A 20697-nucleotide genomic window follows, 5' to 3' on the forward strand; every position below is an offset into this window, starting at 1 on the left:
CTACCTCAGACTGGCCGCGCGGCGTCCGCGGTCCTCGTTGACTCGAATTCCGATGAGGATGGCCAGGGCAAACAGCAGCAGGCAGAAGACGATCGCCGTGCCGAGCCCGAAGGCAGCCTGCAGCAGGCCGAGGCCGAGGATGCCGAAGATCGCGGCCAGCTTCGAGGCCGTGCCCCAGAAGCCGAAGAACTCGGCCGAGCGGCCGTTGGGTGTCAGCAGGCCGACCAGTGCGCGGCCAGCCGATTGGGAGGAGCCCAGGCTCAGGCCCGCCAGCACGCCCGCGCCGAGAAAGACCTGTTCGGCCGACCAATGCACGCCGAACAGGGACCGGCTCAGTTCGGCAATGGCGGGCGTCTGCCAGATCGCGAGAATCGCCAGCAGCCAGAGCCAGAGGGTGATCAGGTAGGTGCGACGTGCGCCGATCATGGACTGCAGGACACCGAAACCCAGCGCGCCGATGGCGGCGGTGATCTGTACCAGTACGAACATCAGCACGCGGGTGGACTCGGACCAGCCGATGACCTGGGCGCCGAAGATGAAGGCGAAGCTGACCACGATGTAGACGCCAGCCATAAGGAAGAAGATCGAGCCCATCAGCCAGGCCAGATCGTGGAAACGTCCCAGCTGTCGAAACGTGCCCTGCATCCGCTTCACGGCCAGGCGAAGATAGCTGGCACCGTCGGGCAAGGGGCGTCGGCGACCACGCTCGCGCAGCCAGAGAAAGGTCGGAAGGGCGGTCAGTAGGAAGAAGCCGGCGGCGAAGGGGCCGACCCAGCGAATGCGATCGTAGTTGTCCAGGCTGACTTCGCCGAGAAAAGCCAGGGCAAAGGCCGTGGCGACCAGGCCGCCGGCATAGCCAAGGGCCCAGCCCAGGCCCGAAATCCAGCCCAGATCCTCGGGTGGCCCCAGGCCGGTCAGAAAGGCGGCGATGAAGGACTCCCCGATCGCGTAGGCAAAGTTCGAAACGATGATCAAGGCCATGGCCCAGAGGATCCAGCCGGGTTCGATCAGCCAGAGCAGGGCGGTGCTGATGACCGTGGCCAGGTAGCTCAGGAAGAGAAAGCGCTTGCGCCAGCGACGATGGTCCATGACGGCGCCGCAGATCGGGGCCGCGACCACGACCAGCAGGTAGCTGATCGCCAGCGCCAGGCTCCAGAGCAGATTGCCGAGGCGGAAGTCCGGCGCATCACCGACGATCACCCGCGTGAACAGATCACCGAAGACCACGGTGATGATCAGCAGGGTGTAGGCCTGATTGGCGAAGTCGAACATCGCCCAGCCGGCGATCTCCTTCATCGGCGCACGTTTTCTGCTGACCATCGTCGATCGCGGGCGTGAACGGGTGCGCTCATGGTAGCGCGCGCGGCGGGTACACTACATCCTCGCTTCGCCTTTTTTCATCGCTGACTTGGACCATTTCCGAACCCTTGGTTTGACTGCGCAGACTGCGGTGAAGCCATCGGCGGAGCGAGAATGGAAGCAGACCCTGCCACGCCGAGGTGTCTGCGCTGTGCCAGGGCCCTGGAGTTCCTCATCCAGGGTCGGACCCGGACCCCCTGACAAGCCCAGGAGCAAGAACACATGCCAGAACAGGATTCTCGTCGACCCAGCGTACTGATTACCGGTGGAGGCGCCGGTCTCGGCGAGGCAATGGCGCGGCGTTTTGCGGCGGCAGGCTACGCCGTCATGGTGGCCGATCTCGATGAGGATCGCGCCCGCGGCGTGGCCGAATCGCTGGGAGCGTCAGCCCGTTGGTTCGTGATGGATATCACCGATGAGTCGGCCTGGACTCGGGCCATCGAGGCCGTGCGGGAGGAGTTCGGTGGTCTCGATGTCCTGGTCAACAACGCCGGTGTGGCCGTCGGCGGCAGCCTGGAAGAAACCTCGATGGAGGATTGGCGCTGGGTCATCGAGATCGATCTGCTCGGTGTGGTGGCGGGCTGCAAGGCCTTTGCGCCGATGATGCGTGAACAGGGACGCGGGCACATCATCAACGTCGCTTCCTTCGCCGGTTTTGCCGCGGCACCCGGGATCAACGCCTACGGCACGGCCAAGGCCGGGGTCGTGGCCCTGTCGGAAATGCTCCGCGCCGAGTTGGCGCCGGCCGGGGTCGAGGTGTCGGTGCTGTGCCCGGCCTTCGTCAAGACGCGCCTCACCGAGACCATGCGTGCACCGGATGACAGCTACCAGCGCCGCGTCGAGCGATGGATGCAGAACTCGGGTGTGACCGCAGAGGACGTGGCCCAGACCGTTTTTGCCGCCGTCCGACGCCCTCGTTTCATGCTGCTCACCCATGGCAATACGCGCTGGGCCTGGCGGTTGAAGCGCTGGTTCCCCGAGCGTTACTACCGGATGCTGATCAAACAGGTGAAGAAGGCCGAGCGACGTGCCCGCCGCGGATAGACGGCGCTTGAAAGGCCGACCCAATCCCGGGATACTGGCTCGAGGGCCGTTGTGGAAAGGTTGACGGGCACGCCATGAGCGAGCGTTTCTATCTCGAGAGTTCCAGGGGGCAGTCCCACCTTCCGCGGCGACTGAACCTCGATGCGTTTCCGGCCACGGTCGGGCGGCACCCCGACTGCAATGCGCAGCTCAACGTCGATCGAATCTCGCGTCTGCATGCCCGCTTCGAGCTGCAGGATGGCGCCCTCTGGGTCGAAGACCTCGGCAGCACCAATGGCACCTTCGTCAATCACCAGCGCATTGCCGAGCGCACTGCGCTCAAGGTGGGCGATGTCGTGCACCTGGCCGACCACGAGTTCCGCCTGATGCGCGAGGAGGGCATGGGAGGGCCGCGCGGTTCGGCCGCTTCGACCGAGACCGTCGTCGGAATGAGCGCCTTGCCCAGCGAGTTTCCCCTGCAGATGGCCGCCTTCTTCGATCTGCTCGAGCATGGCAAGGTCGAGGCCTTCTACCAGGACATCTGTCATGCCGATGGCACGATCTATGGCCATGAGTTGCTCGGTCGCAGTCTGCACGAGGAATTGACCGAGGGTCCTGGGCAGTTGTTTGCCCTGGCCGCTGCATTGAACGCGGAGGTCAAGCTGAGTCGCCTGCTGCGCAGGCGCTCCTTCGAGGCCGCCGCCAGAGCGGGCCTGAAACGTCCCCTGTTCTTCAATAACCATCCAGCCGAATGCGAGGATTTCGATGCGCTGCTCGCCGAGTTGGCAAGGTTGCACAACGATTTCCCGAGCCTGCGCCTGGTCTTCGAAGTGCACGAGGCCGCGGTCACCGATCGCGACACGATGAGTGACGTGCGTCGGGAACTCGATCGGATGGGCATCGAACTGGCCTACGATGATTTCGGGGCGGGTCAGGCTCGTCTACTCGAGCTGGTGGAAGTCCCACCGGACTACCTCAAGTTCGATATTTCTCTCGTTCGGGGTCTGGAAGATCGGGAATCGGCCAAGTATCGCCTGCTCAAGACCCTCAACGAACTGATCGTCGACATGGGCATCAAAACGCTCGCTGAGGGCATCGAGACCGAGGAAACCGCCGCACTCTGCAGGGAGATCGGCATCGATTTCCTGCAGGGCTTCCTCTATTCACGGCCTCGCGCCATCCTTCGATCGGCATGAGCCGGAAGGATCGGAAGCCGGTGCGGGCTCGGCCGGCACGGCGACATCTGCGCTGGTTCGCCACGGTCCTCTTTTCCGTATTGCTGGTGGGTGGTGCCTGGTCCTGGTGGCAGGCGGGTCAGTTCGAGCATCGCTTCGATGCGGACTATGTCGGTTCGGCGGTCTGTGGGAACTGTCACACGATCATGCACGGCCAGTGGCAGGCGTCGCCGCACGCCAATATGGTGCGTCGCCCGGATGCCGGCTCGGTGGTCGGTGATTTCACCGAAGGGGAATTCAGGCTGCCCGAGGACAGCCCGGACCCGCTGGCCGGCGAAGTGGTCGCGAGGATGTTCCAGCAGGACGGGCGCTACTACATGGCGCTTCGCCACCCCGAGCGCGCCGAATTCGTCGGTTTCCCGATCCGCCAGGTGGTCGGCTACCAGTATCGCCAGGAATACCTGTTCCAGGAAGATGGCGGCGTGCTGAGGCGATTGCCGCTGCAGTGGTCGACGGAGCGACAGGAGTATTTCCCTTACTGGAATCTGCAGGAGGGGAGCGCTCAGACCCTGGACGATTTGTGGGCCCAGATGCAGAGCGTCAATTCCGCCTGGAACCTCTATTGCGCACGCTGTCACGTGGTGAATCTCGAAATCCACGAGCGCAATGCGGCGCACACCGAGGCCAGGGTCAGCTGGCAGGAGACCGGCATCGGCTGTGAATCCTGCCACGGGCCGGGCAGCCTGCACGTGGCCTATATGGAGTCCTCGCCGATCAACCGATTGGCCATGTTTGCCCGCAACCACTTCGAGGGCAAGCCCGTCGCCTACGTGGCCAACGCCGACAAGCTTCCGAAGGAACAGGCCATGTCGGTCTGCGCACGCTGCCACGGCGCCGACATCTTCGGCGCCCACCAGGACATCTACCGGCTCTACGAGCCCGGATACAGTCGAAGCGGTCGGATCAACGACCTGTCCGGGTATTTTCGCCAGGCGCCCCTCACGCCCGGTCGGACCTCACCCACGATCGAGGTCTGGCAGAACGGACGCCCGCGCGGCATCGGCATGCTGTTCCGCTCCTTGATCGAATCGGCCTGCTACCAGGAGGCCGAAGTTCGATGCTATGACTGCCACAATCCGCACCAGAACAAGGCCGAGGCGGTGCCGGGCATTCTGACGGCCTCCGAGACTTCGAACGCCTACTGCGGTCAGTGCCATGGAGACATCGCCCGGGATCCAGGCGCTCACAGCCGGCACAGCGCCGGAGGACCCGGCAGTTTCTGCTATGACTGTCACATGCCGCGCCACATCACCAAGCTCAACACCGGCATCTGGCAGCGTGCCCGAACGCATGAGATGAGTTCCCTGCCGAATCCGGAAGACAGCGTTCGCTTCGGCCTCGATCAGGCGCCGAATGCCTGCAGCGATTGTCACGAAGACCTGACGCCTCAGGAACTGCTCGAGATCAGGACGCGTTGGTGGGGCGCGCCGGAGGCCGGGCCGGCGCCGGATGAGGGCGAGGTGCTGGCTCGTTACTGAGGAACCGGGGTCGGTCCGGGGCTACCACCACATCGAGAGGGACAAGGCCCCGTAGTCCTGCCCCTGCGGTTGACCGATGAACTCCCTGCTACGCCAGACGTGCGTGTACGTGACCCGGAACGGCCCCTGGCTGAACACGAAGCCCCCGAAGACCTCGCCGACGAAACGCCGTATGTCCACTCCATCCCGTCCACCGATGGTGTTTCCTTCGAGAAAGAGATCGCGTCCGACCAGACGGCCTTCGGTGCCCAGGAACAGGTACCAGGTGCGTCCGTTGGGCTGGAAGAACGCGGATCCCGAAACGGCCGGGGTGATCCTGGGAGGACCGTAATCGGTCGTCAGGTTCGAGCCGATTCGGATGAAGCCGCCGCCGGTCAGGTGCGTGTAGGCGTTGCCGACGGTCACGCCACCGAAGGCATTGACGTCGAAGCGGTGGCCGTTGAGCGTGTCGAGCTGGTTGATCCGCCGGATGCGGTCATAGCCGAGGAGGAGCGTGGGCTCGTTCTCCAGCTGCTCGTTCCATCCGACCGGCCGACGGGTGTCGATCAGCCGATGAATCGTCTTCTGCAATTGCTTGCCGCCAGCGGCCGGGCCGGCGATCCCCAGGCCGACGCGGACCCGGTCCGCACCGCCTTCGTGAAGCGTGCCGGTGGCGAACATCAAATGGAGCCAGCCGGCATAGAGGCGGTCGTTGGGCGGAAACTCCGGGTTCTCGATGTCGGCTGGAGTGAAGATGTTGTGGCCGATGGAAAAGCTGTAGGGCAGGGTCTCGGCTTCCTCGAAACCCGGAAAGCGGCGGGCCACGGATTCCAGCCAGCTCGGCGGGGTTCGCGTCTGTCCCACGAGGCTGAGTCGCAGGCCGGAGGTGTAGTAGCGATCGCGGCCGGCAAACAGATCGTTTTCGTACTCGAACACCCAGAGTGCCGATCGTTCAGTCTCGTCACTCGCGTCGTCGGCTTGAACGAATGGCGTCAGGGCTGCGAGCAGCAGCCCAGCGGCCAGCGGCAGGAATTTCATTCGTCGGCTCCTCACCAGATGGAGACGCGCGCTTCCGGAGGGAGATAGAGCGCGTGCTCTTCAGTGACGCCAAAGGCGTCATACCAGGCATCGATGTTGCGCACCACGCCATTGACTCGATACTGTGCCGGACTGTGCGGCCCCCGGATGAGACGGGCCCGAAGGGATTCTTCCGTCTCGATCGTTCGCCAGACCTGGCTCCAAGCCATGAAGAATCGCTGATCACCGGTGAATCCGTCAAGCACCGGCGCCTGGCCGTCATGGTGATCTTCGAGATAGAGACGATAGGCATGGTGGGCGATGGACAGGCCACCCAGATCGCCGATGTTCTCGCCCAGGGACAGGCGCCCGTTGACGTTCATGCCCGGCAAGGGCTCGAAGGCGTCGTACTGGTCGGCGAGGCGTTGGCTGCGCTCATCGAACTGGGCTCTGGACTGCTCGGACCACCAGTTGCGTAGTACGCCGGCGGCGTCCGAGCGGGAGCCCTGGTCGTCGAAGCCATGGCCCATTTCGTGGCCGATCACGCCGCCGATGGCGCCGAAGTTGACGGCCGCGTCTGCCGCCGGGTCGAAGAAGGGCGCCTGCAGGATGGCGGCCGGAAAGACGATCTCGTTCCGCGTCGAGGAGTAGTAGGCATTGACCGTCTGCGGCGACATGAACCACTCCCAGTCCCTTACCGGTTCGTCCAGGCGGGCCAGGGAATCCTGCCAGCTCCAGTCCGCGAGACGATCCAGATTGCCGATCAGATCGTTGCCCTGCATCATGATCCCTGAGTAGTCGCGCCAGCGGTCGGGATAGCCGATCTTGGGACGGAAGGCGGCCAGCTTGGCCAGCGCCTCGCTTCGCGTTTCCTCGTCCATCCAGGGAAGCGCCTCGAGTCGCTCGCGGAAAGCGCGGCGAAGGTACTCGACCAGGGTTTCCATCTGGGCCTTGTAGCTGGCGGGGAAATGGCGCTGGACATAGACCTGACCGACCAGTTCGCCAAGTCGGCTGCTGACGAGCGCGATGCCTCGCCGGTCGCGCGCGCGATCCTCTTCGACCCCGCCGAGGCGACGGTCGTGGAAATCGAAATGCGCCTGGCGCCAGGCCTCTCCGAGGTAGGGCCCGTGATTGTCCAGCCAATGGAAGGCATGCCAGGCACGCCAGTCGTCGACCGACACCGAGCGGAACCACTCGGCGCTGGCCTGGACCGCGCTGTCGTTGCGCATCACCAGTTCGTCGATGGCGTCGACGGAACGGGCCGAAAGCCAGTCAGACCAGGGAAAGCCCGGTGCGATGTCCTCTAACGCGGCGCGCTCGATCAAGCGATAGTTGGCCTCACGGTCTCGCTGCTGGACTCGACTCCAGTGGACTTCGGCCAGCGCCGTTTCCAGGGCCATGATCGCTTCGGCGCGACGCTGGGACTCATCGAGGCCGGCACGCTCAAGAGTGGCCTGGATGTAGTGGACATAGGCCGCGCGATGCTCGGGGAAGGGCGCATCCTCGCGCAGGTAATAGTCGCGGTTGGGCAGGCCGAGGCCGCTTTGCCCGATGTGGACCAGGTAGCGTTCCGGGTTGCCGGAATCCTGGCCGATGAACAGCGAAAAGATCGACGCGGTCCCGTTGCGGCTCATCCAGGTCGCGATGTCTTCATGGGTCTCGAGCGCCAGCAGTTGATCGAGTTCGGCACGGATCGGCGTCAGACCGAGGCTCTCGATGCGATCCAGGTCCATGTAGCTCCGGTACAGGGACGCGATCCGGACCTGGTCCTCCTCTTCAGAGGCCTCTGCATCCCGAATGATCGCCTCGACCCGTTCTTCGGCCAGCAGGGCCAACTCGGTGAAGGCGCCGAAGCGAGCGAAGCCCGGCGGCATCTCCGCTTTTGAAATCCAGCCTTCGTTGACGTAGGTGAAGAAGTCATCCCCGGCCTCGATCTGTCCAGCGAGCCCTTCGGTTTCGATGCCCCAGGCGCCGAGGGTCGCGGCCCTGGTCGTGGTCGCAGGGGGCGACGGACGGTCGGCGTGGACGCTGGAGATCGCAAAAAGCGTGATCAAGACGACAATGCAGGCTCTGAATTGCACGGTTGGTTATCCTTGCTTGTGTGAATGGACCTTGGTTCACCGGATGTTGTGCTACATTCGACGCATCCAGCGGTGGCGAGCAGGACTGTGACACCCGGGCGTTTCGGCGATTGACGGATCGCGGGCAGGGGCGTGAACGAACGAATCTCACCGGGCGGGGAGAGTAAACCAGTCGGGTGAAGAAGATGAGTCGGCGAGGACAGACGATGTCGAGGCCCAACCCACAGCAGGGAGAGACCGAGCGCGCCACGGCGCAGCGGCAGCAGGCATGAGAAAGTCGGGGGAACCGCAGAACGAATCGGGCTCGATGTGGCAGACGGAGCTCATCATCCATCCCTCCGATCTGCAGATCGGGCATTTCATCATTCGTCTGGACATTCCCTGGATCGAAACGCCCTTTCCCCTGCAGGGGGTCCTGGTCAACGACGCGAAGACCCGGCGCTGGTTCATGGATCACTGTCAGTGGGTGGTGATCGACTACTCGCGCAGTCCCAATAAGGTCCGCCCGAAACCCAGCCGCCTGAGCCACGAAGCAGCGCGAACGGCCCGTCAGTCCGATCCTCGACACCCGGTGAACAGCCTGCGGGGCTCGCGACTGGACGCGGAAACCGTGGGGGCCGCGCTCAAGGCCTACAGCCTGCTCGACGGGCAGGCGCGGCGCATGATCAAGACCTTTTCCGAACGCGGGGTGATCGAGGTCAAGACGGCCGAGAAGGTGGTCGGGGAGCTGTCCGACTATCTCGAACGAAATCTCGCAGCCATGGTCTGGCTGACCCGAATCAAGGATCGGGACGACTACACGGCACAGCACTCGATCAATTGCGCCATTCTCGCTCTGGGGCTGGCACACGCCCTGGAATGGCCTCAGGAGCAGGTCGAACGGGCTGGTCTGGCAGCACTGCTGCATGATCTTGGCAACGTGACCCTCGATCTCGATCTGCTCAACAAACCCGGGCGCCTGACCGGCGAGGAATACCAGGTCATCAAGACCCACACGACCGCTGGCTACGAACTGCTGAACAAGGAGCACGATGTCCACCCCGACATCGCACTGGCCGCGCTCGAACACCATGAGCGCCCCGACGGGCTGGGTTACCCGAACGGCCGCAAGAGCGGCGAGATCAATCCGGTCTCGCAGCTGGTTTCGGTGGTCGATGTCTACGATGCCGTGACCTCCGATCGAGGCTATCGACCGGCGCGTTCGCACCACGATGCGCTGGGGATCCTGTGGCGCGGGCGGGGACGCAAGTTCGATAAGGCCATGGTCGAGACCTTCATCCATTTCATGGGCTGGGTGGCCCCGGGCACGCTGGTGCGTCTCTCGAACGGTGAGCTGGCGGTCGTCGAGGAAACCAATATCGGCCACGGCTTCTATCCACTCGTCCGTCTGCTGATTCCCGGTTCCGCCGGTTATCGTGCGGGCAAGCGGCTGGACCTGGCCGAGCTCAGGGATGAGCAGGGTCGGCCGAAGCTGCGCATCGCCGAAGTGCTTCCCGATGGCGCCCAGGGCGTCAAGGTCAAGTCGCTGCTGGTATCGGCACTGGATGAGGATTCGGGCTGAAGCCCGGGGGGAGGGCGTCCGGGCTGCAGTGGGCCCATGAATGCTTTAGAATCGGACGCATCGAATAGAGGGAAATTCTGTGAGTCAGTTGGGTCGGTTTCGACGATTGCTGGGATTGGGAAAGCCCGATGAACGCCGGCAGACTCGTCGCGTGGACGCCAGGCGCGGTCTGAAGGTCCTGATCATCGATGACTCGAGGACAGTCGTTGCGGCGCTCAGCCACATGCTGCGGCAGGCGGGCTACCAGCCGTTCGGGGCCAGCGATGCCGAAAAAGGCCTGCAGCTGGCGGTGCAGGAGCGTCCTGATCTGATCTTCCTCGACATCGTGCTGCCGGGCCTGAATGGCTTCGCTGCCCTTCGTCGTCTGCGCAAGAACGAGCACACGGCGAACATCCCCGTCATCATGATCAGCGGCAATCCGCAGGCTGCCGAGAAGTTCTATCTCGAGCGCATCGGTGCCGACGACTTCATGAAAAAGCCCTTCGGTCGTGCGGAGGTCTTTACCCGAATCGAAAAGCTGGTGCGTGGCGGGGATCTGCCACCACGCGCCAACGAAGAGGGCAGCCCTCATCCTCATGCGCAGGAAGCGCTGGATGATGAGCACAAGATCAGCGACGACATGCCCGAAAGCGCGGTGCCTCGTTCGGAGGACGAAGTCCGATGAGCAAGGATTCGATCGAGGCGTTGGAGCGCCGACGTGATGAGCTTCGCCAGCGCCTGCAGGCCATTCGCAAGGACCTCGCCAGAGGTCTGGATGACGACTTCGAGGAGCAGGCCCAGCAGCTGGAAAATCAGGACACCCTGATGGAGATCGCTCGATTGGCCGACGAAGCACTGCAGGAAGTCGAAGCGGCGCTGAGTCGCGCGCGCCGCAATACGGATCAGTGATCTGCCAACAGCCGATGGCCCGCCGCCCGGGCGCTGAGCCATGATCCTCGCCACCCTGCTGCTTTACCTTGTCGTTCTGATCGCCGTGGGCGTCTGGGCTCAGCGCCGGGTCAGTTCCAGCGAAGACTTCCATCTGGCCGGCCGGCGTATGGGGCCGATCGTGGCCGCCCTGAGTGCCTCGGCCAGCTCCTCCTCCGCCTGGACCCTGCTCGGAATGAGCGGTGCCGCGTATGCCTGGGGCTTGCAGGCCATCTGGTTGGTGCCTGCGGTGGTGTCCGGGTTCTTCATCAACTGGTACTTCATCGCGCCGAAGCTGCAACCGGCCAGCCATGCCAGCCAGGCCCTGACCCTGGTCGAGTTCCTGGCGCAGGGCGCAGACGGAAAGGCCGAGCAGCGCCTGCGGATCCTCGGAGCGGCGCTGATCCTGTTCTGCTTCACCTTCTACGTGGCCTCTCAGTTCCAGGCCGCCGGCACCGCCATTGCTACGGCGCTGCCTGTGCCATCGGCGCTGGCGATGCTGATCGGCGCAGGAATCGTCATTGCCTACGTCTTCCTCGGTGGCTTCTGGGCCGCCAGCGTGACCGATGCCCTGCAGGGGCTGATGATGCTGTTCGTCGCCCTGGTGCTACCCATCGTGGCGCTGGTGGCGGTTGGCGGTCCGGAGGCGTTGTGGAGCGGCATGCACAGCCTCGATGATCCCGCGCTGATGCGATGGGTCGATCAACCCACCCCATGGATGGCGGTGCTGTTCGTGGCCGGCCTGTTCGGGATCGGGCTCGGGTATCCCGGCCAGCCGCACGTGGTCAATCGCTTCATGGCCCTGCGCTCGGCCGGAGAGATCCGACTGGCGCGGGCGGTGGCCCTGGCCTGGGCGACCCTGATCTATGTCGGGATGGTGCTACTGGGCTGGTCGGGTCGCGTATTGCTGCCGGAACTGGCCGATGGTGAATCGGTGCTGCTGGAACTCTCGGTTCAGCTATTGCCGGCGGTGCTCGGGGGGATCGTGACCGGTGGCGTGCTGGCCGCCATCATGTCGACCTCGGACAGCCAGCTGCTGGTCGCCGGCGGAGCGGTCAGCCATGACCTGCGTCGCGGCCGCTTCTCGCTTTCGCTGGATCGGACCGTCATCGTCCTGCTCGGCCTGGCGGCGCTGCTGCTCGCGCTGTTCTTTCCGGCCACGATCTTCGAGCGCGTGCTGTTTGCCTGGCAGGTGCTGGGCAATGCCTTCGGGCCCTTGTTGATCGTGTTGTTGTTCCTCGGTCCGGTCGCCGGACCCTATCGTCTGGCTGCCATGCTTTCCGGAGCGGGTCTGACGGTCGTGCTCAGCCTGTTTCCGAACGCGCCAGGCGATTCGGCCGAACGCCTCATTCCTTTCGTTGTTGCGTTGCTGATCGCCTGCCTGGGCGCCAGAAGCCGCTTACGCTGATACGGCGAGTTCCGCCAGATCCACGACCCGATCGACGGGCGGTAGGCACTCGCTCTGGTGACTGATGATCAGGCAGGTTCGTCCGCGCAACCAGGCTCCGAGCCCCAGGCGCAAGCGCTCCATGCTGTCTCGGTCAAGGCTCGCCAGGGGCTCGTCCAGAATGACGATTTCCGGCTCGGTCAGCAGCAGGCGTGCCACGGCGATTCGCCGAGCCTCCCCCCCGGAGAGATTCGACGCGCCTTCGTCCAGCCAGGTGTCCAGACCCCGGGGCAGCGCGTCGAGGAAATCGCCCAGACCCGCGCTGCAGAGCGCCTGGTGCAGGGCTGCATCGCTGGCGTCGGGTCTGGCCAGGCGAAGGTTGCCGGCCAGGCTGTCCGAGAACAGCACCGGCGTCTGGGGTAGATAAGCCATCTTGCGATGGCGGAGGCTCTCGTCGAAGGCATGGACATCCAGGCCGCCGATGCGCACGCTCCCGCGCTGCGGGCGGACCTGGCCCAGGATCAGGCGGGCCAGCGTGGTCTTTCCCAGGCCACTCGGGCCGACCAGAGCCAGCCGTTCGCCGGCCTGAAGCTCGAGATCCAGATCGCTGAAGACCGGGGGCTGGTGCGGCGCCCAGGCGAAGCGGATGGAGCGCAGCTCGATGGAAGATCGGGCAGGCCAGGCCAGCGAGCCGGGTTCGGAATCCTTCGCAGGCTCGGGCGCAAGGGCCTGCACGCGGTCGGCAGCGACCAGTGACTGCCCCAGGCGTCGGAAGGCGCCGGGTAGCTGCAGCCAGGCCTCCGCCAGGCCGAACAGGCCCAGAACGATGGCGCCGAGCATGGGTCCGGCCAGTTCGCCCGAACCGAGCGTGGACAGGCCGAAGCACAGTGCCAGCCAGACGGCGCTCAGACCGGCCAGTTGACCGAGGCCCTGAGCAATGGCATCGACGCGGGCCAGTTTCACACCGCGGCCGATGAGCGCGCGGCTGCGGGCGTCGATCCGTTCGACGAAATCGTCCATCAGGCCAAGTGCCCGGAGTTCCAGGCGAGCCTCCAGTCCCTGCGTCACCAGGCCGCGAAGTGCAGGATAGTCCAGGCCCTGACGACGGCTCAGGCGACGAGCACCTCGATAGGCGACGATCAGCGCAAGGCCCAGCAGGACGACGGCGGGCAGCAGCGCGAGGCCGAGAAGCTCGGGTGCCGTCATCCAGAGGACGGTGGCGACCAGCAGGCTGATCGACAGGACGCCCAGGGCGGGCTGGGCGACGCCCAGGTAGAGGTGATCCAGGGTGTCCACGTCCGCGGTCAGTCGGCTGAGCGCATCGCCGCGTCGAAGCCCCTCGAGTTCGAGCTCCGGACGTTCGAGAAGCCTTCCGAAGACCTTCATGCGAAGCGCGGTCAACAGATCCAGAGTGGTAGCATGGGTGATCAGACGTTCGCCATAGCGGGCAACGGTGCGCGTCAGGGCGGCGAGGCGAATGGCCGCTCCGGGCGTGAAGATATTGATCATGCCGATCAGGCCCAGGCCCGCCAGGCCACTGGCGAGAATGAAGTACCCGGATAGGGCGAGCAGGGCCAGGCCCGAGAACAGGGCGAGGACCAACAGGGCTTGACCCAGGATCAATGCGACCAGGCGGCGGCGCAGTTCGCCGCGATCGAACCATCGTTCCAACCACCCCGCGATCATGAGGCGTTCCCCTGTTCATCGAAGGGCAGGTCGATGACGCGGCTGGCCCAGCGCTCGGCGGCGGGGCGGTGACTGACCGCAATCACCGTGAGGCCCTGGCTGCGAGTGGCGAGATCGATCGCCTTCCACAGCGCTGTTTCGCTGCCAGGATCGAGGTGTTCGCTCGGCTCGTCGAGGAGCAACAGCGGCCTGGCTTCGAGCAGGATTCTGGCCAGCACCAGGCGCCTGGCCTGGCCGCCCGAGAGCCGGCATCCCCGTTCGCCCAGCGTGGTCTCGAAGCCCTGGTCCAGCGCGTCGGGCAGGTCGGCCAGGCCAGCGAGAGCCAGACACTCGTGCAGGCGGGAATCCGGAATCCCCACGCGGCCCAGCGTGAGGTTCCAGCGCAGGCTTTCGTCGAACAGGACGCTGTTCTGGTTCATCCATGCACGCCACCGTGACCGCGCCTGGTCGTCCAGGTCCGCGATGTCACGGCCACGGTAGCGGACCTGGCCTTCCCTTGGCGACAGGAATCCAGCCATCAGCATCAGCAGGGTGCTCTTGCCGACACCGCTCGGCCCGCGGATCAGAACCCGTTCCCCGGCACGGACCTTCAGGGAAAGTCCACTGAGCAGCGGCGGACGTCCCGGGTAGGCGAAGGACACATGGTCGAGTTCGAGTTCGTCATCATTCGGCGCTCTCGAGGGTTCAGCGGTCCTCGATGAAGTCGAGGGGCGTGCCGGACGAGGCCTGTCCAGCATGGCGCGCAACTCGGCTGCTGCGGCCAGCGCATCGGCACGATCGTGCCAGTGCTGGGCCAGCTGGCGAAGTGGAAGAAAGAAATCGGGTGCGAGCAACAGTATCGCCAGGCCGCCTCCGAGGGTGAGTTGCGCCGAGGGGCCGAGTTCGACGTAACCGAGCAGACTCAGCCCGATGTAGATCGCCAGGCTGGCAATGGCGACGGCCGCGAAGAACTCCAGCACGGCCGATGACAGGAAAGCCAGTCGCAGGACACGTAGCGTGCGTGCCCGATACTCCTGAGCGTGTTCGGCAAGCCATTCGATGACGCGCGGGCCGGCGCCCAGACGCCGGATGGTGGCCAGCCCCTTGAGCCGATCGTAGAACAGGCCCGACAGCCGCGCCGTGCTTTCCGCCTGGGCTTCACTCAGACTCTGGGCGCCGCGGCCGATCAGGGCCATGAACAGGGGGATGATCGGTGCGGTGATGGCGAGCAGCAGGGCGGCCAGCCAGTCGATCGACGCCACCACGAGAGCGATGCTCAAGGGGATCAGCAGCGCCGAGGCGCGCTGCGGCAGGAAGCGTGAGTAGTAGGCGTCGAGATGATCGACACGGTCGACGATGCGGTGGGCCAGTGCGCCAGCGGCCTCGCCGGCGGAATCGACGGGACCGGCATCGGCCTGTTGCTCGAACAGGGCCCGTCGGAGCCGTTGCCGAGTCCGACCGGAGGCAGTGTCGGCCAGGGCGGCTCGAGCGCCGGTGATCGAAGCCCGCCCGATCAGCATCGCCAGCAGGATGCCCAGGGCCGGCCATTGCGAATCGAAGCCCTCGCCGCTCACCAGAACGCCTTCGAAGATGCCGGCGATCAGGAGTGCCTGAGCGATCAGCAGACCGGCTTCGAGCAGCGCCGCGAGCCAGGCCAGCGGCCGAAGCCAGCCGGGGGCTTGAGCGGCCAGCCAGCTCGAAAGCTCGCTGGCCGGTGCCGGCTCAGTGCCCGTAGCCACCGCTGCCGACCTTGCCCCTGAAGACCCAGTAGGTCCAGGCCGTGTAGCCCAGGATGATCGGGATCAGGAACAGGACGCCGACCAGCAGGAACAGCTGACTTCCGGGATCCGAGGCGGCGTCCCAGAAGGTGTGGTCGGGGGGCACGGCATAGGGCCATTGGGTGATCAGTAGACCGATGTAGAACAACGCGAACAGGGCCATCGACCCGATGAAGGGCAGGGCTTCAGCGCGTTTCCGCAGCCAGTGGAAGACTGCCAGGGCCATGATCAGGGTCAGGGCCGGGAACAGCCACAGCCAGCTCAGGTTGTCGAACCAGCGGCTCATGACCCGTTCGTGAGCCAGTGGCGTCCACAGGCTGACCAGCACGAAGAAGCCGAGCACGATGCCCAGCAACCAGGGCGCCAGACGAAAAGCCCACTGCTGGGTGCGCCCTTCGGTCTTCAGGATGGTCCAGGTCACGCCGAGCAGGGCGTAGCCGGCGACCACGCCGAGGCCAGTCATCAGCGTGAACGGTGTCAGCCAGTCGAAGGCGCCGCCGACGTAGCGAAAGCCATCCGTCTCGAACCCCTGGATGTAGGCGCCGACGACGGCGCCCTGGGCAAAGGAGGCGACGGTCGAGCCACCGAAGAAGGCCCGGTCCCACCAATGGCGCTGGCTGCCGGCCTTGAAACGGAACTCGAAGGCCACACCGCGGAAGATCAGGCCGGCCAGCAGCAGGAAGACCCCCAGGTACAGGGCCGGCAGGAAGACCGCGTAGATCATCGGGAATGCGGCGAGCAGACCGGCACCACCCAGGACCAGCCAGGTCTCATTGCCATCCCAGACCGGAGCCACCGAGTTCATCATCGCATCGCGCGATTCATCGTCCGGCGCAAAGGGAAAGAGGATGCCCACGCCCAGATCGAAACCATCCATGAGCACGTACATGAACACGCCAAGGCCGATGATGCCGACCCAGATGAGCGTCAGATCGATCAATTCCATGGTCAGGACTCCCGTTGGCTGTTGAGTTCCACGGCGCCAGCGGGCACCGCGGACCAGGGACGCTTCGGCCGCGCCGCCCGGTCGTCATCGGCTGCTTCGATGGGATCGGGCCCGGCCAGAATGACGCGCCGCAGGTAGATCAGGCCGGCGCTGAAGACCACGGCGTACACGGCGATGTAGCCGAGCAGCGTGGCCAGCGCCATCCAGCCGCTCAGTGAGGGGGTGACGGCGTCTTCGATGCGCAGAAGGCCGTAGATGATCCAGGGCTGTCGGCCGATTTCGGTGACGAACCAGCCGGCCAGAACGGCGATGAAGGGCAGCGGGGGCATGAGGCTGATCAGTTTGAGCAGGCGCGTCGACTCGAACAGGCGGCCGCGCCAGAGCTGCCAGGCCCCGGCAAGGGAGACGAAGATGAACAGCATGCCCAGACCGACCATGATCCGGAAGGACCAGAACACCGGTCCGACCGGCGGCCGATCTTCCGCCGGCACCGAGGTCAGGCCCTGGACCTCGCCATCGAGGCTATGGGTCAGGATCAGGCTTCCAAGGCGCGGAATGGCGATCTCGAAATGATTGGTCTCGGCCTCGGAATCGGGGATGGCGAACAGGATCAGTGGTGCGCCCTGCCGCGTCTCCCAGTGCCCTTCCATCGCCGCCACCTTGATCGGTTGATGCTCGAGGGTGTTGAGGCCGTGCAGGTCGCCGACCAGCAATTGCAGGGGCGTGGCCACGGCCAGCATCACGATGCACATGCGAAGCGCCTTGCGGCTGGAGCGCGGGTTGCGCCCGCGCACGAGATACCAGGCGCTGACCCCCGCGACGACGAAGCCCCCGGTGATGAAGGAAGCCAGCGCCATATGGCTGAAGCGATAGGGCAGGGAGGCGTTGAAGATGGCTTCGCGCCAGGAGGTCATCTGGACCAGGCCATCGACCATTTCGATGCCCGCCGGCGTGTGCATCCAGCTGTTGGCCGACAGGATCCAGAAGGAGGAGATGAAGGTGCCGATGGCCACCATGCAGGCGGCGAACAGGTGCAGGCCTGGTGGTACCTTGTCGCGACCGAACAGCAGGATGCCCAGGAAGGTCGCTTCGAGGAAGAAGGCGGTGACGACTTCGTAGCTCAGCACCGGACCGAGGAAGTTGGCCGAGGAATAGGCAAACACGCTCCAGTTGGTGCCGAACTGGAAGGCCATGACGATGCCGGAGACCACGCCCATGCCGAAGACGATGGCGAAGATCCGGATCCAGAACTGGGAGAGCTTCTGATAGACCGGGTCACCGGTGCGGAAGGCGATGGCTTCGAGAACGGCGATGTAGGAGGCCAGACCGATGGTGAATACTGGGAAGATGGCGTGGAAGGAGACCACGAAGGCGAACTGGATTCGCGAGAGCAGCAGGGGATCGAGTTCCATCAGGAGACTCCGGTGCGAACTGTGTTACATCATAACATTCTGATGTAACGTCCATGCACGATTTCTTCATTCCACGAGGCTGATCAGAACCCGTCTTCGATGCGCTGCGGCGCGATGCTCCCAGAGGTAGATGCCCTGCCAGGTGCCGAGGGCCAGGCGGCCAGCCTCGACCGGAACGCTCAGCTCGGTCTGGGTCAGGATGCTGCGGATGTGGGCGGACATGTCGTCGGGACCTTCGGCGCGGTGCAGGAAGCGGGGGTCGCCGTCGAGGACGGCCTCGCGCATCCAGGTTTCCAGGTCCCGGTGGACGTCCGGATCCGCGTTCTCGGTGATCAGCAGGGACGCCGAGGTGTGCTGGATGAACAGATGGCACAGGCCCTGGTTGGCGCCGAGCTCGGCCAGGCTGTCGTTAATGCGATGGTCGAGTCGGAGCAGGCCCCGACCCTGGGTGCGCAGTTCGATCAGCGAGCGCTTCATCGGGCCAGCTCGGCCAGCAGCTCGGCCTGATGGGCCTCGATCAGCGGGCCGATGACGGGCTCGAGATCGCCTTCCAGCACGCGGTCGAGTTCGTAGATCGTCAGCCCGATCCGGTGGTCCGTGATCCGGCCCTGGGGGTAGTTGTAGGTGCGGATGCGCTCCGAGCGATCGCCCGATCCCACCTGCAACTTGCGGTCGGCGGCCCGTTCGCTGCGCTGCTTTTCCTGTTCGGCTTCGAGCAGGCGTGCGCTGAGCAGGCTCATGGCGCGGGCCTTGTTCTTGTGCTGGCTGCGTTCGTCCTGGCACTCGACCACGATGCCGGAGGGCAGGTGGGTGATGCGGATGGCCGAGTCGGTGGTGTTGACGTGCTGACCACCGGCGCCCGAGGCCCGGAAGGTGTCGATCCGCAGCTCATTCGGGTTGATTTCGATCTGGTCCACGCCTTCGACTTCGGGCAGGATCGCGACGGTGCAGGCGGAGGTGTGGATGCGACCCTGGGACTCGGTGGCCGGAACGCGCTGCACGCGGTGCACGCCGGATTCGAACTTCAGGCGCGAATAGGCGCCCTGACCGATGATGCGGGCGATGACTTCGCGAAAGCCTCCGGCCTCGCTGGCCTGGGAGGACAGGATCTCGACGGACCAGCGCCTGGACTCCGCGTAGCGTGTGTACATGCGGAGCAGGTCGCCGGCGAACAGGGCCGCTTCCTGGCCACCGGTACCGGCCCGGATTTCGAGAAAGATGTTGCGATCGTCGTTGGGGTCTCGCGGCAGCAGGCGACGCTCCAGTTCCCCTTCCAGTGCTGTTTCTCGTGCTTCGCTGCTCTTCAGCTCCTCGGCGGCGAGTTCGGCCAGTTCGGGATCGTCTTCCCGCGCCATGACGCGAGCCTCCTCGACGGCTTGGCGAATCGATTCGAGCTCGTTGAGGATGGCGATGATCGGTTCCAGCTCGCCGTATTCCTTCGATAGCTCCTGGAAGCGCTGGCGCTGGGCGATGATCTCGGGATCGGCGAGCAGGCGCTCGACCTCCTCGAAGCGTTCACGCGCCTCGCTCAGGCGCTGGAGAATGCCGGGATTCAAGCGGGATCGTCCTCGAAGAAGAAGCGCGCGGCGGCGAGCAGGTCCTTGTCGGCCTGTTCCGCCGCCTGGCGCAGTCGGATGCTGGGCCCGTGCAGCAGGCGATTGACCAGGCGGTGTCCGAAACGTTGCAACACGTCCTCCGGATTCTGGCCGGCCGCGATCTGGGCGCGCGCTTCGTCGAGCAGTCGATCGCGCTCGCCCTGTGCCTGGCGCCTGAGCTGTTTGAGGGTGGTGCTCGATTCGTGCAGATGGAGCCAGCGCTCGAAGGCGATGACTTCCGAGTCGATCAGGTCCATCGCGTGACGCAAGGCATCCTGGCGCCGCTGCTGGTTCTTCTCGATGATCTCGTGCAGGTCGTCGATCGTGTACAGGAACAGGTCGTCCAGGTCCGAGCTGTCCGGGGCAATGTTGCGCGGCACCGCGAGATCCAGGGCGAACAGTGGGCGGTGCCGGCGCTCGCCGATGGCCCGGTCGAGCATGTCCCGGGTCACGACGGCCTCGGGGCTGGCCGTGCAGGCAATCAGCAGATCATGCTGGGGCAGCAGCGAGGGCAGGGCGTCCAGGCCATGGCTGGCGGCCGAAAAGCGTTCGGCCAGGGCGCGCGCGCGTTCGATCGACCGGTTGACGATGGTGAGCTGCCCCATGCCGGAGTCGTTGAAGTGCGTGGCACAGTCCTCGATCATCTCGCCGGCCCCGACCAGCAGCGCCGAGCGGCCTTCGAGGGGACCGAAGATCTGACGAGCCAGTCGCAGGGCAGCAAAGGGCAGGGTGACCGGATCGCGGCCGATGCCGGTTTCCGAGCGAACGCGCTTGGCGCCGGCAAAGGCATGCTGGAACATGCGGTCCAGTCGCGTGTCCAGCGTGGATGCGTCGTTGGCCTGCTGCCAGCTCTGCTTGACCTGGCCGGCCACCTGCGGCTCTCCGATGATCATCGAATCGGCGCCGCTGACGACCTTGATGAGATGGAAAAGGCTGGCCGAGCCTTCCAGTTGGTAGAGGTGCTCCTGGTATTGACCGATGCCGAGACCATGCCATTGGTGCAGCCAATCGGCGGCCTCCCGCATGGTAGTCTGGGAGCCCGACAGATAGAGTTCGGTGCGATTGCAGGTGCTCAGGATCGCGCAGCCCTCGACCGAGGGAACGGCGGCCAGACTCTGCAAGGCGTCGGGCAGACGTTCGGCCGCAAACGCCAGCCGCTCGCGAATGGCGATCGGGGCGGTCTGGTGGCTGATTCCCAAGACGAAAAGCGACATGCAGATCAAAATAGCAGACAAACTCCCCATTTTCGTATGGAAGCTCCGGCGGCGCAAGCAA

Annotated in this window: 17 protein-coding genes and 1 pseudogene; 8 read left to right on the plus strand and 10 right to left on the minus strand. The window is 65.0% G+C overall.

Annotation, left to right across the window (positions count from 1 at the left end; translation table 11 throughout):
• The gene (locus tag WM2015_RS06995) at positions 1–1320 is read right to left on the minus strand and encodes an MFS transporter (protein ID WP_049725374.1); all 1320 of its coding nucleotides are present in this window, start codon (positions 1318–1320) and stop codon (positions 1–3) included.
• Between the two features lie 114 nt (positions 1321–1434).
• Here WM2015_RS06995 and WM2015_RS16405 point away from each other — a divergent pair.
• From WM2015_RS16405 to WM2015_RS07010, 4 genes and pseudogenes are all read left to right on the plus strand, one after another.
• Positions 1435–1560 (plus strand): annotated as a pseudogene (locus tag WM2015_RS16405) (TraR/DksA C4-type zinc finger protein); the annotation flags it as partial.
• 21 nt (positions 1561–1581) lie between these two features.
• A complete protein-coding gene (locus WM2015_RS07000) occupies positions 1582–2403 on the plus strand; it encodes an SDR family oxidoreductase (RefSeq protein ID WP_082169534.1) in 822 nt (273 codons plus the stop codon).
• A 74-nt stretch (positions 2404–2477) separates the two neighbouring features.
• A complete protein-coding gene (locus tag WM2015_RS07005; protein WP_049725376.1) occupies positions 2478–3578 on the plus strand; it encodes an EAL domain-containing protein in 1101 nt (366 codons plus the stop codon).
• Entirely contained in the window at positions 3575–5095 is a 1521-nt protein-coding gene (locus WM2015_RS07010) for a cytochrome c3 family protein (protein ID WP_049725377.1), read from the plus strand. The genes WM2015_RS07005 and WM2015_RS07010 overlap by 4 nt, the downstream gene beginning before the upstream one ends.
• A gap of 21 nt (positions 5096–5116) precedes the next feature.
• On the opposite strand, the gene WM2015_RS07015 is transcribed toward WM2015_RS07010, so the two are convergent.
• Positions 5117–6112, minus strand: coding sequence for a lipid A deacylase LpxR family protein (locus WM2015_RS07015; protein WP_049725378.1), 996 nt, complete (start codon positions 6110–6112; stop codon positions 5117–5119).
• A gap of 11 nt (positions 6113–6123) precedes the next feature.
• Entirely contained in the window at positions 6124–8145 is a 2022-nt protein-coding gene (locus WM2015_RS07020; RefSeq protein WP_049725379.1) for a M13 family metallopeptidase, read from the minus strand.
• Between the two features lie 295 nt (positions 8146–8440).
• Between WM2015_RS07020 and WM2015_RS07025 the strand changes: the two genes are divergently transcribed.
• The 4 genes from WM2015_RS07025 to WM2015_RS07040 all read left to right on the plus strand — a co-directional run bounded on the left by WM2015_RS07025 (position 8441) and on the right by WM2015_RS07040 (position 12047).
• Positions 8441–9733 carry an HD-GYP domain-containing protein gene (locus tag WM2015_RS07025; protein ID WP_082169536.1) on the plus strand — a complete coding sequence of 431 codons (1293 nt, stop codon included), beginning with the start codon at positions 8441–8443 and terminating at the stop codon, positions 9731–9733.
• A gap of 115 nt (positions 9734–9848) precedes the next feature.
• Complete coding sequence (locus WM2015_RS07030) at positions 9849–10397, plus strand: response regulator (RefSeq protein WP_245609817.1); 549 nt, start codon at positions 9849–9851, stop codon at positions 10395–10397.
• Positions 10394–10621, plus strand: a complete 228-nt coding sequence (locus WM2015_RS07035) for a hypothetical protein (RefSeq protein ID WP_049725381.1) — start codon at positions 10394–10396, stop codon at positions 10619–10621. Before WM2015_RS07030 ends, WM2015_RS07035 begins: the two co-directional genes overlap by 4 nt.
• Before the next feature lie 40 nt (positions 10622–10661).
• Positions 10662–12047 carry a sodium/proline symporter gene (locus WM2015_RS07040; protein WP_049725382.1) on the plus strand — a complete coding sequence of 462 codons (1386 nt, stop codon included), beginning with the start codon at positions 10662–10664 and terminating at the stop codon, positions 12045–12047.
• On the opposite strand, the gene cydC is transcribed toward WM2015_RS07040, so the two are convergent.
• The 7 genes from cydC to hemA all read right to left on the minus strand — a co-directional run bounded on the left by cydC (position 12039) and on the right by hemA (position 20636).
• Entirely contained in the window at positions 12039–13697 is a 1659-nt protein-coding gene (gene cydC, locus WM2015_RS07045) for a thiol reductant ABC exporter subunit CydC (protein WP_169751117.1), read from the minus strand. The genes WM2015_RS07040 and cydC overlap by 9 nt on opposite strands.
• Before the next feature lie 11 nt (positions 13698–13708).
• On the minus strand, positions 13709–15430 hold the full coding sequence (cydD, locus tag WM2015_RS07050) for a thiol reductant ABC exporter subunit CydD (protein ID WP_049725384.1): 1722 nt from the start codon (positions 15428–15430) through the stop codon (positions 13709–13711).
• On the minus strand, positions 15414–16415 hold the full coding sequence (gene cydB, locus WM2015_RS07055) for a cytochrome d ubiquinol oxidase subunit II (RefSeq protein WP_049725385.1): 1002 nt from the start codon (positions 16413–16415) through the stop codon (positions 15414–15416). The genes cydD and cydB overlap by 17 nt, the downstream gene beginning before the upstream one ends.
• 2 nt (positions 16416–16417) lie before the next feature.
• Entirely contained in the window at positions 16418–17827 is a 1410-nt protein-coding gene (locus tag WM2015_RS07060) for a cytochrome ubiquinol oxidase subunit I (protein WP_049725386.1), read from the minus strand.
• Between the two features lie 66 nt (positions 17828–17893).
• Positions 17894–18304, minus strand: coding sequence for a secondary thiamine-phosphate synthase enzyme YjbQ (locus WM2015_RS07065; protein WP_049725387.1), 411 nt, complete (start codon positions 18302–18304; stop codon positions 17894–17896).
• Positions 18301–19383 carry a peptide chain release factor 1 gene (gene prfA / locus WM2015_RS07070; protein ID WP_049725388.1) on the minus strand — a complete coding sequence of 361 codons (1083 nt, stop codon included), beginning with the start codon at positions 19381–19383 and terminating at the stop codon, positions 18301–18303. Before prfA ends, WM2015_RS07065 begins: the two co-directional genes overlap by 4 nt.
• Positions 19380–20636 (minus strand): glutamyl-tRNA reductase, encoded by a 1257-nt coding sequence (gene hemA, locus WM2015_RS07075; RefSeq protein WP_169751118.1) that lies wholly within the window; start codon positions 20634–20636, stop codon positions 19380–19382. Before hemA ends, prfA begins: the two co-directional genes overlap by 4 nt.
• Between the last annotated feature and the right edge of the window lie 61 nt (positions 20637–20697).

It is taken from the genome of Wenzhouxiangella marina (genome assembly GCF_001187785.1).
Lineage (GTDB): Bacteria > Pseudomonadota > Gammaproteobacteria > Xanthomonadales > Wenzhouxiangellaceae > Wenzhouxiangella > Wenzhouxiangella marina.

Bases quoted from the DNA above. Each gene is read 5' to 3' on its own strand.
- WM2015_RS06995 (WP_049725374.1), bottom strand. From the start codon at position 1,320: ATGGTCAGCAGAAAACGTGCGCCGATGAAGGAGATCGCCGGCTGGGCG.
- WM2015_RS07000 (WP_082169534.1), top strand. From the start codon at position 1,582: ATGCCAGAACAGGATTCTCGTCGACCCAGCGTACTGATTACCGGTGGA.
- WM2015_RS07005 (WP_049725376.1), top strand. From the start codon at position 2,478: ATGAGCGAGCGTTTCTATCTCGAGAGTTCCAGGGGGCAGTCCCACCTT.
- WM2015_RS07010 (WP_049725377.1), top strand. From the start codon at position 3,575: ATGAGCCGGAAGGATCGGAAGCCGGTGCGGGCTCGGCCGGCACGGCGA.
- WM2015_RS07015 (WP_049725378.1), bottom strand. From the start codon at position 6,112: ATGAAATTCCTGCCGCTGGCCGCTGGGCTGCTGCTCGCAGCCCTGACG.
- WM2015_RS07025 (WP_082169536.1), top strand. From the start codon at position 8,441: ATGAGAAAGTCGGGGGAACCGCAGAACGAATCGGGCTCGATGTGGCAG.
- WM2015_RS07035 (WP_049725381.1), top strand. From the start codon at position 10,394: ATGAGCAAGGATTCGATCGAGGCGTTGGAGCGCCGACGTGATGAGCTT.
- WM2015_RS07040 (WP_049725382.1), top strand. From the start codon at position 10,662: ATGATCCTCGCCACCCTGCTGCTTTACCTTGTCGTTCTGATCGCCGTG.
- cydB (WP_049725385.1), bottom strand. From the start codon at position 16,415: ATGGAATTGATCGATCTGACGCTCATCTGGGTCGGCATCATCGGCCTT.
- WM2015_RS07060 (WP_049725386.1), bottom strand. From the start codon at position 17,827: ATGGAACTCGATCCCCTGCTGCTCTCGCGAATCCAGTTCGCCTTCGTG.
- WM2015_RS07065 (WP_049725387.1), bottom strand. From the start codon at position 18,304: ATGAAGCGCTCGCTGATCGAACTGCGCACCCAGGGTCGGGGCCTGCTC.
- hemA (WP_169751118.1), bottom strand. From the start codon at position 20,636: ATGTCGCTTTTCGTCTTGGGAATCAGCCACCAGACCGCCCCGATCGCC.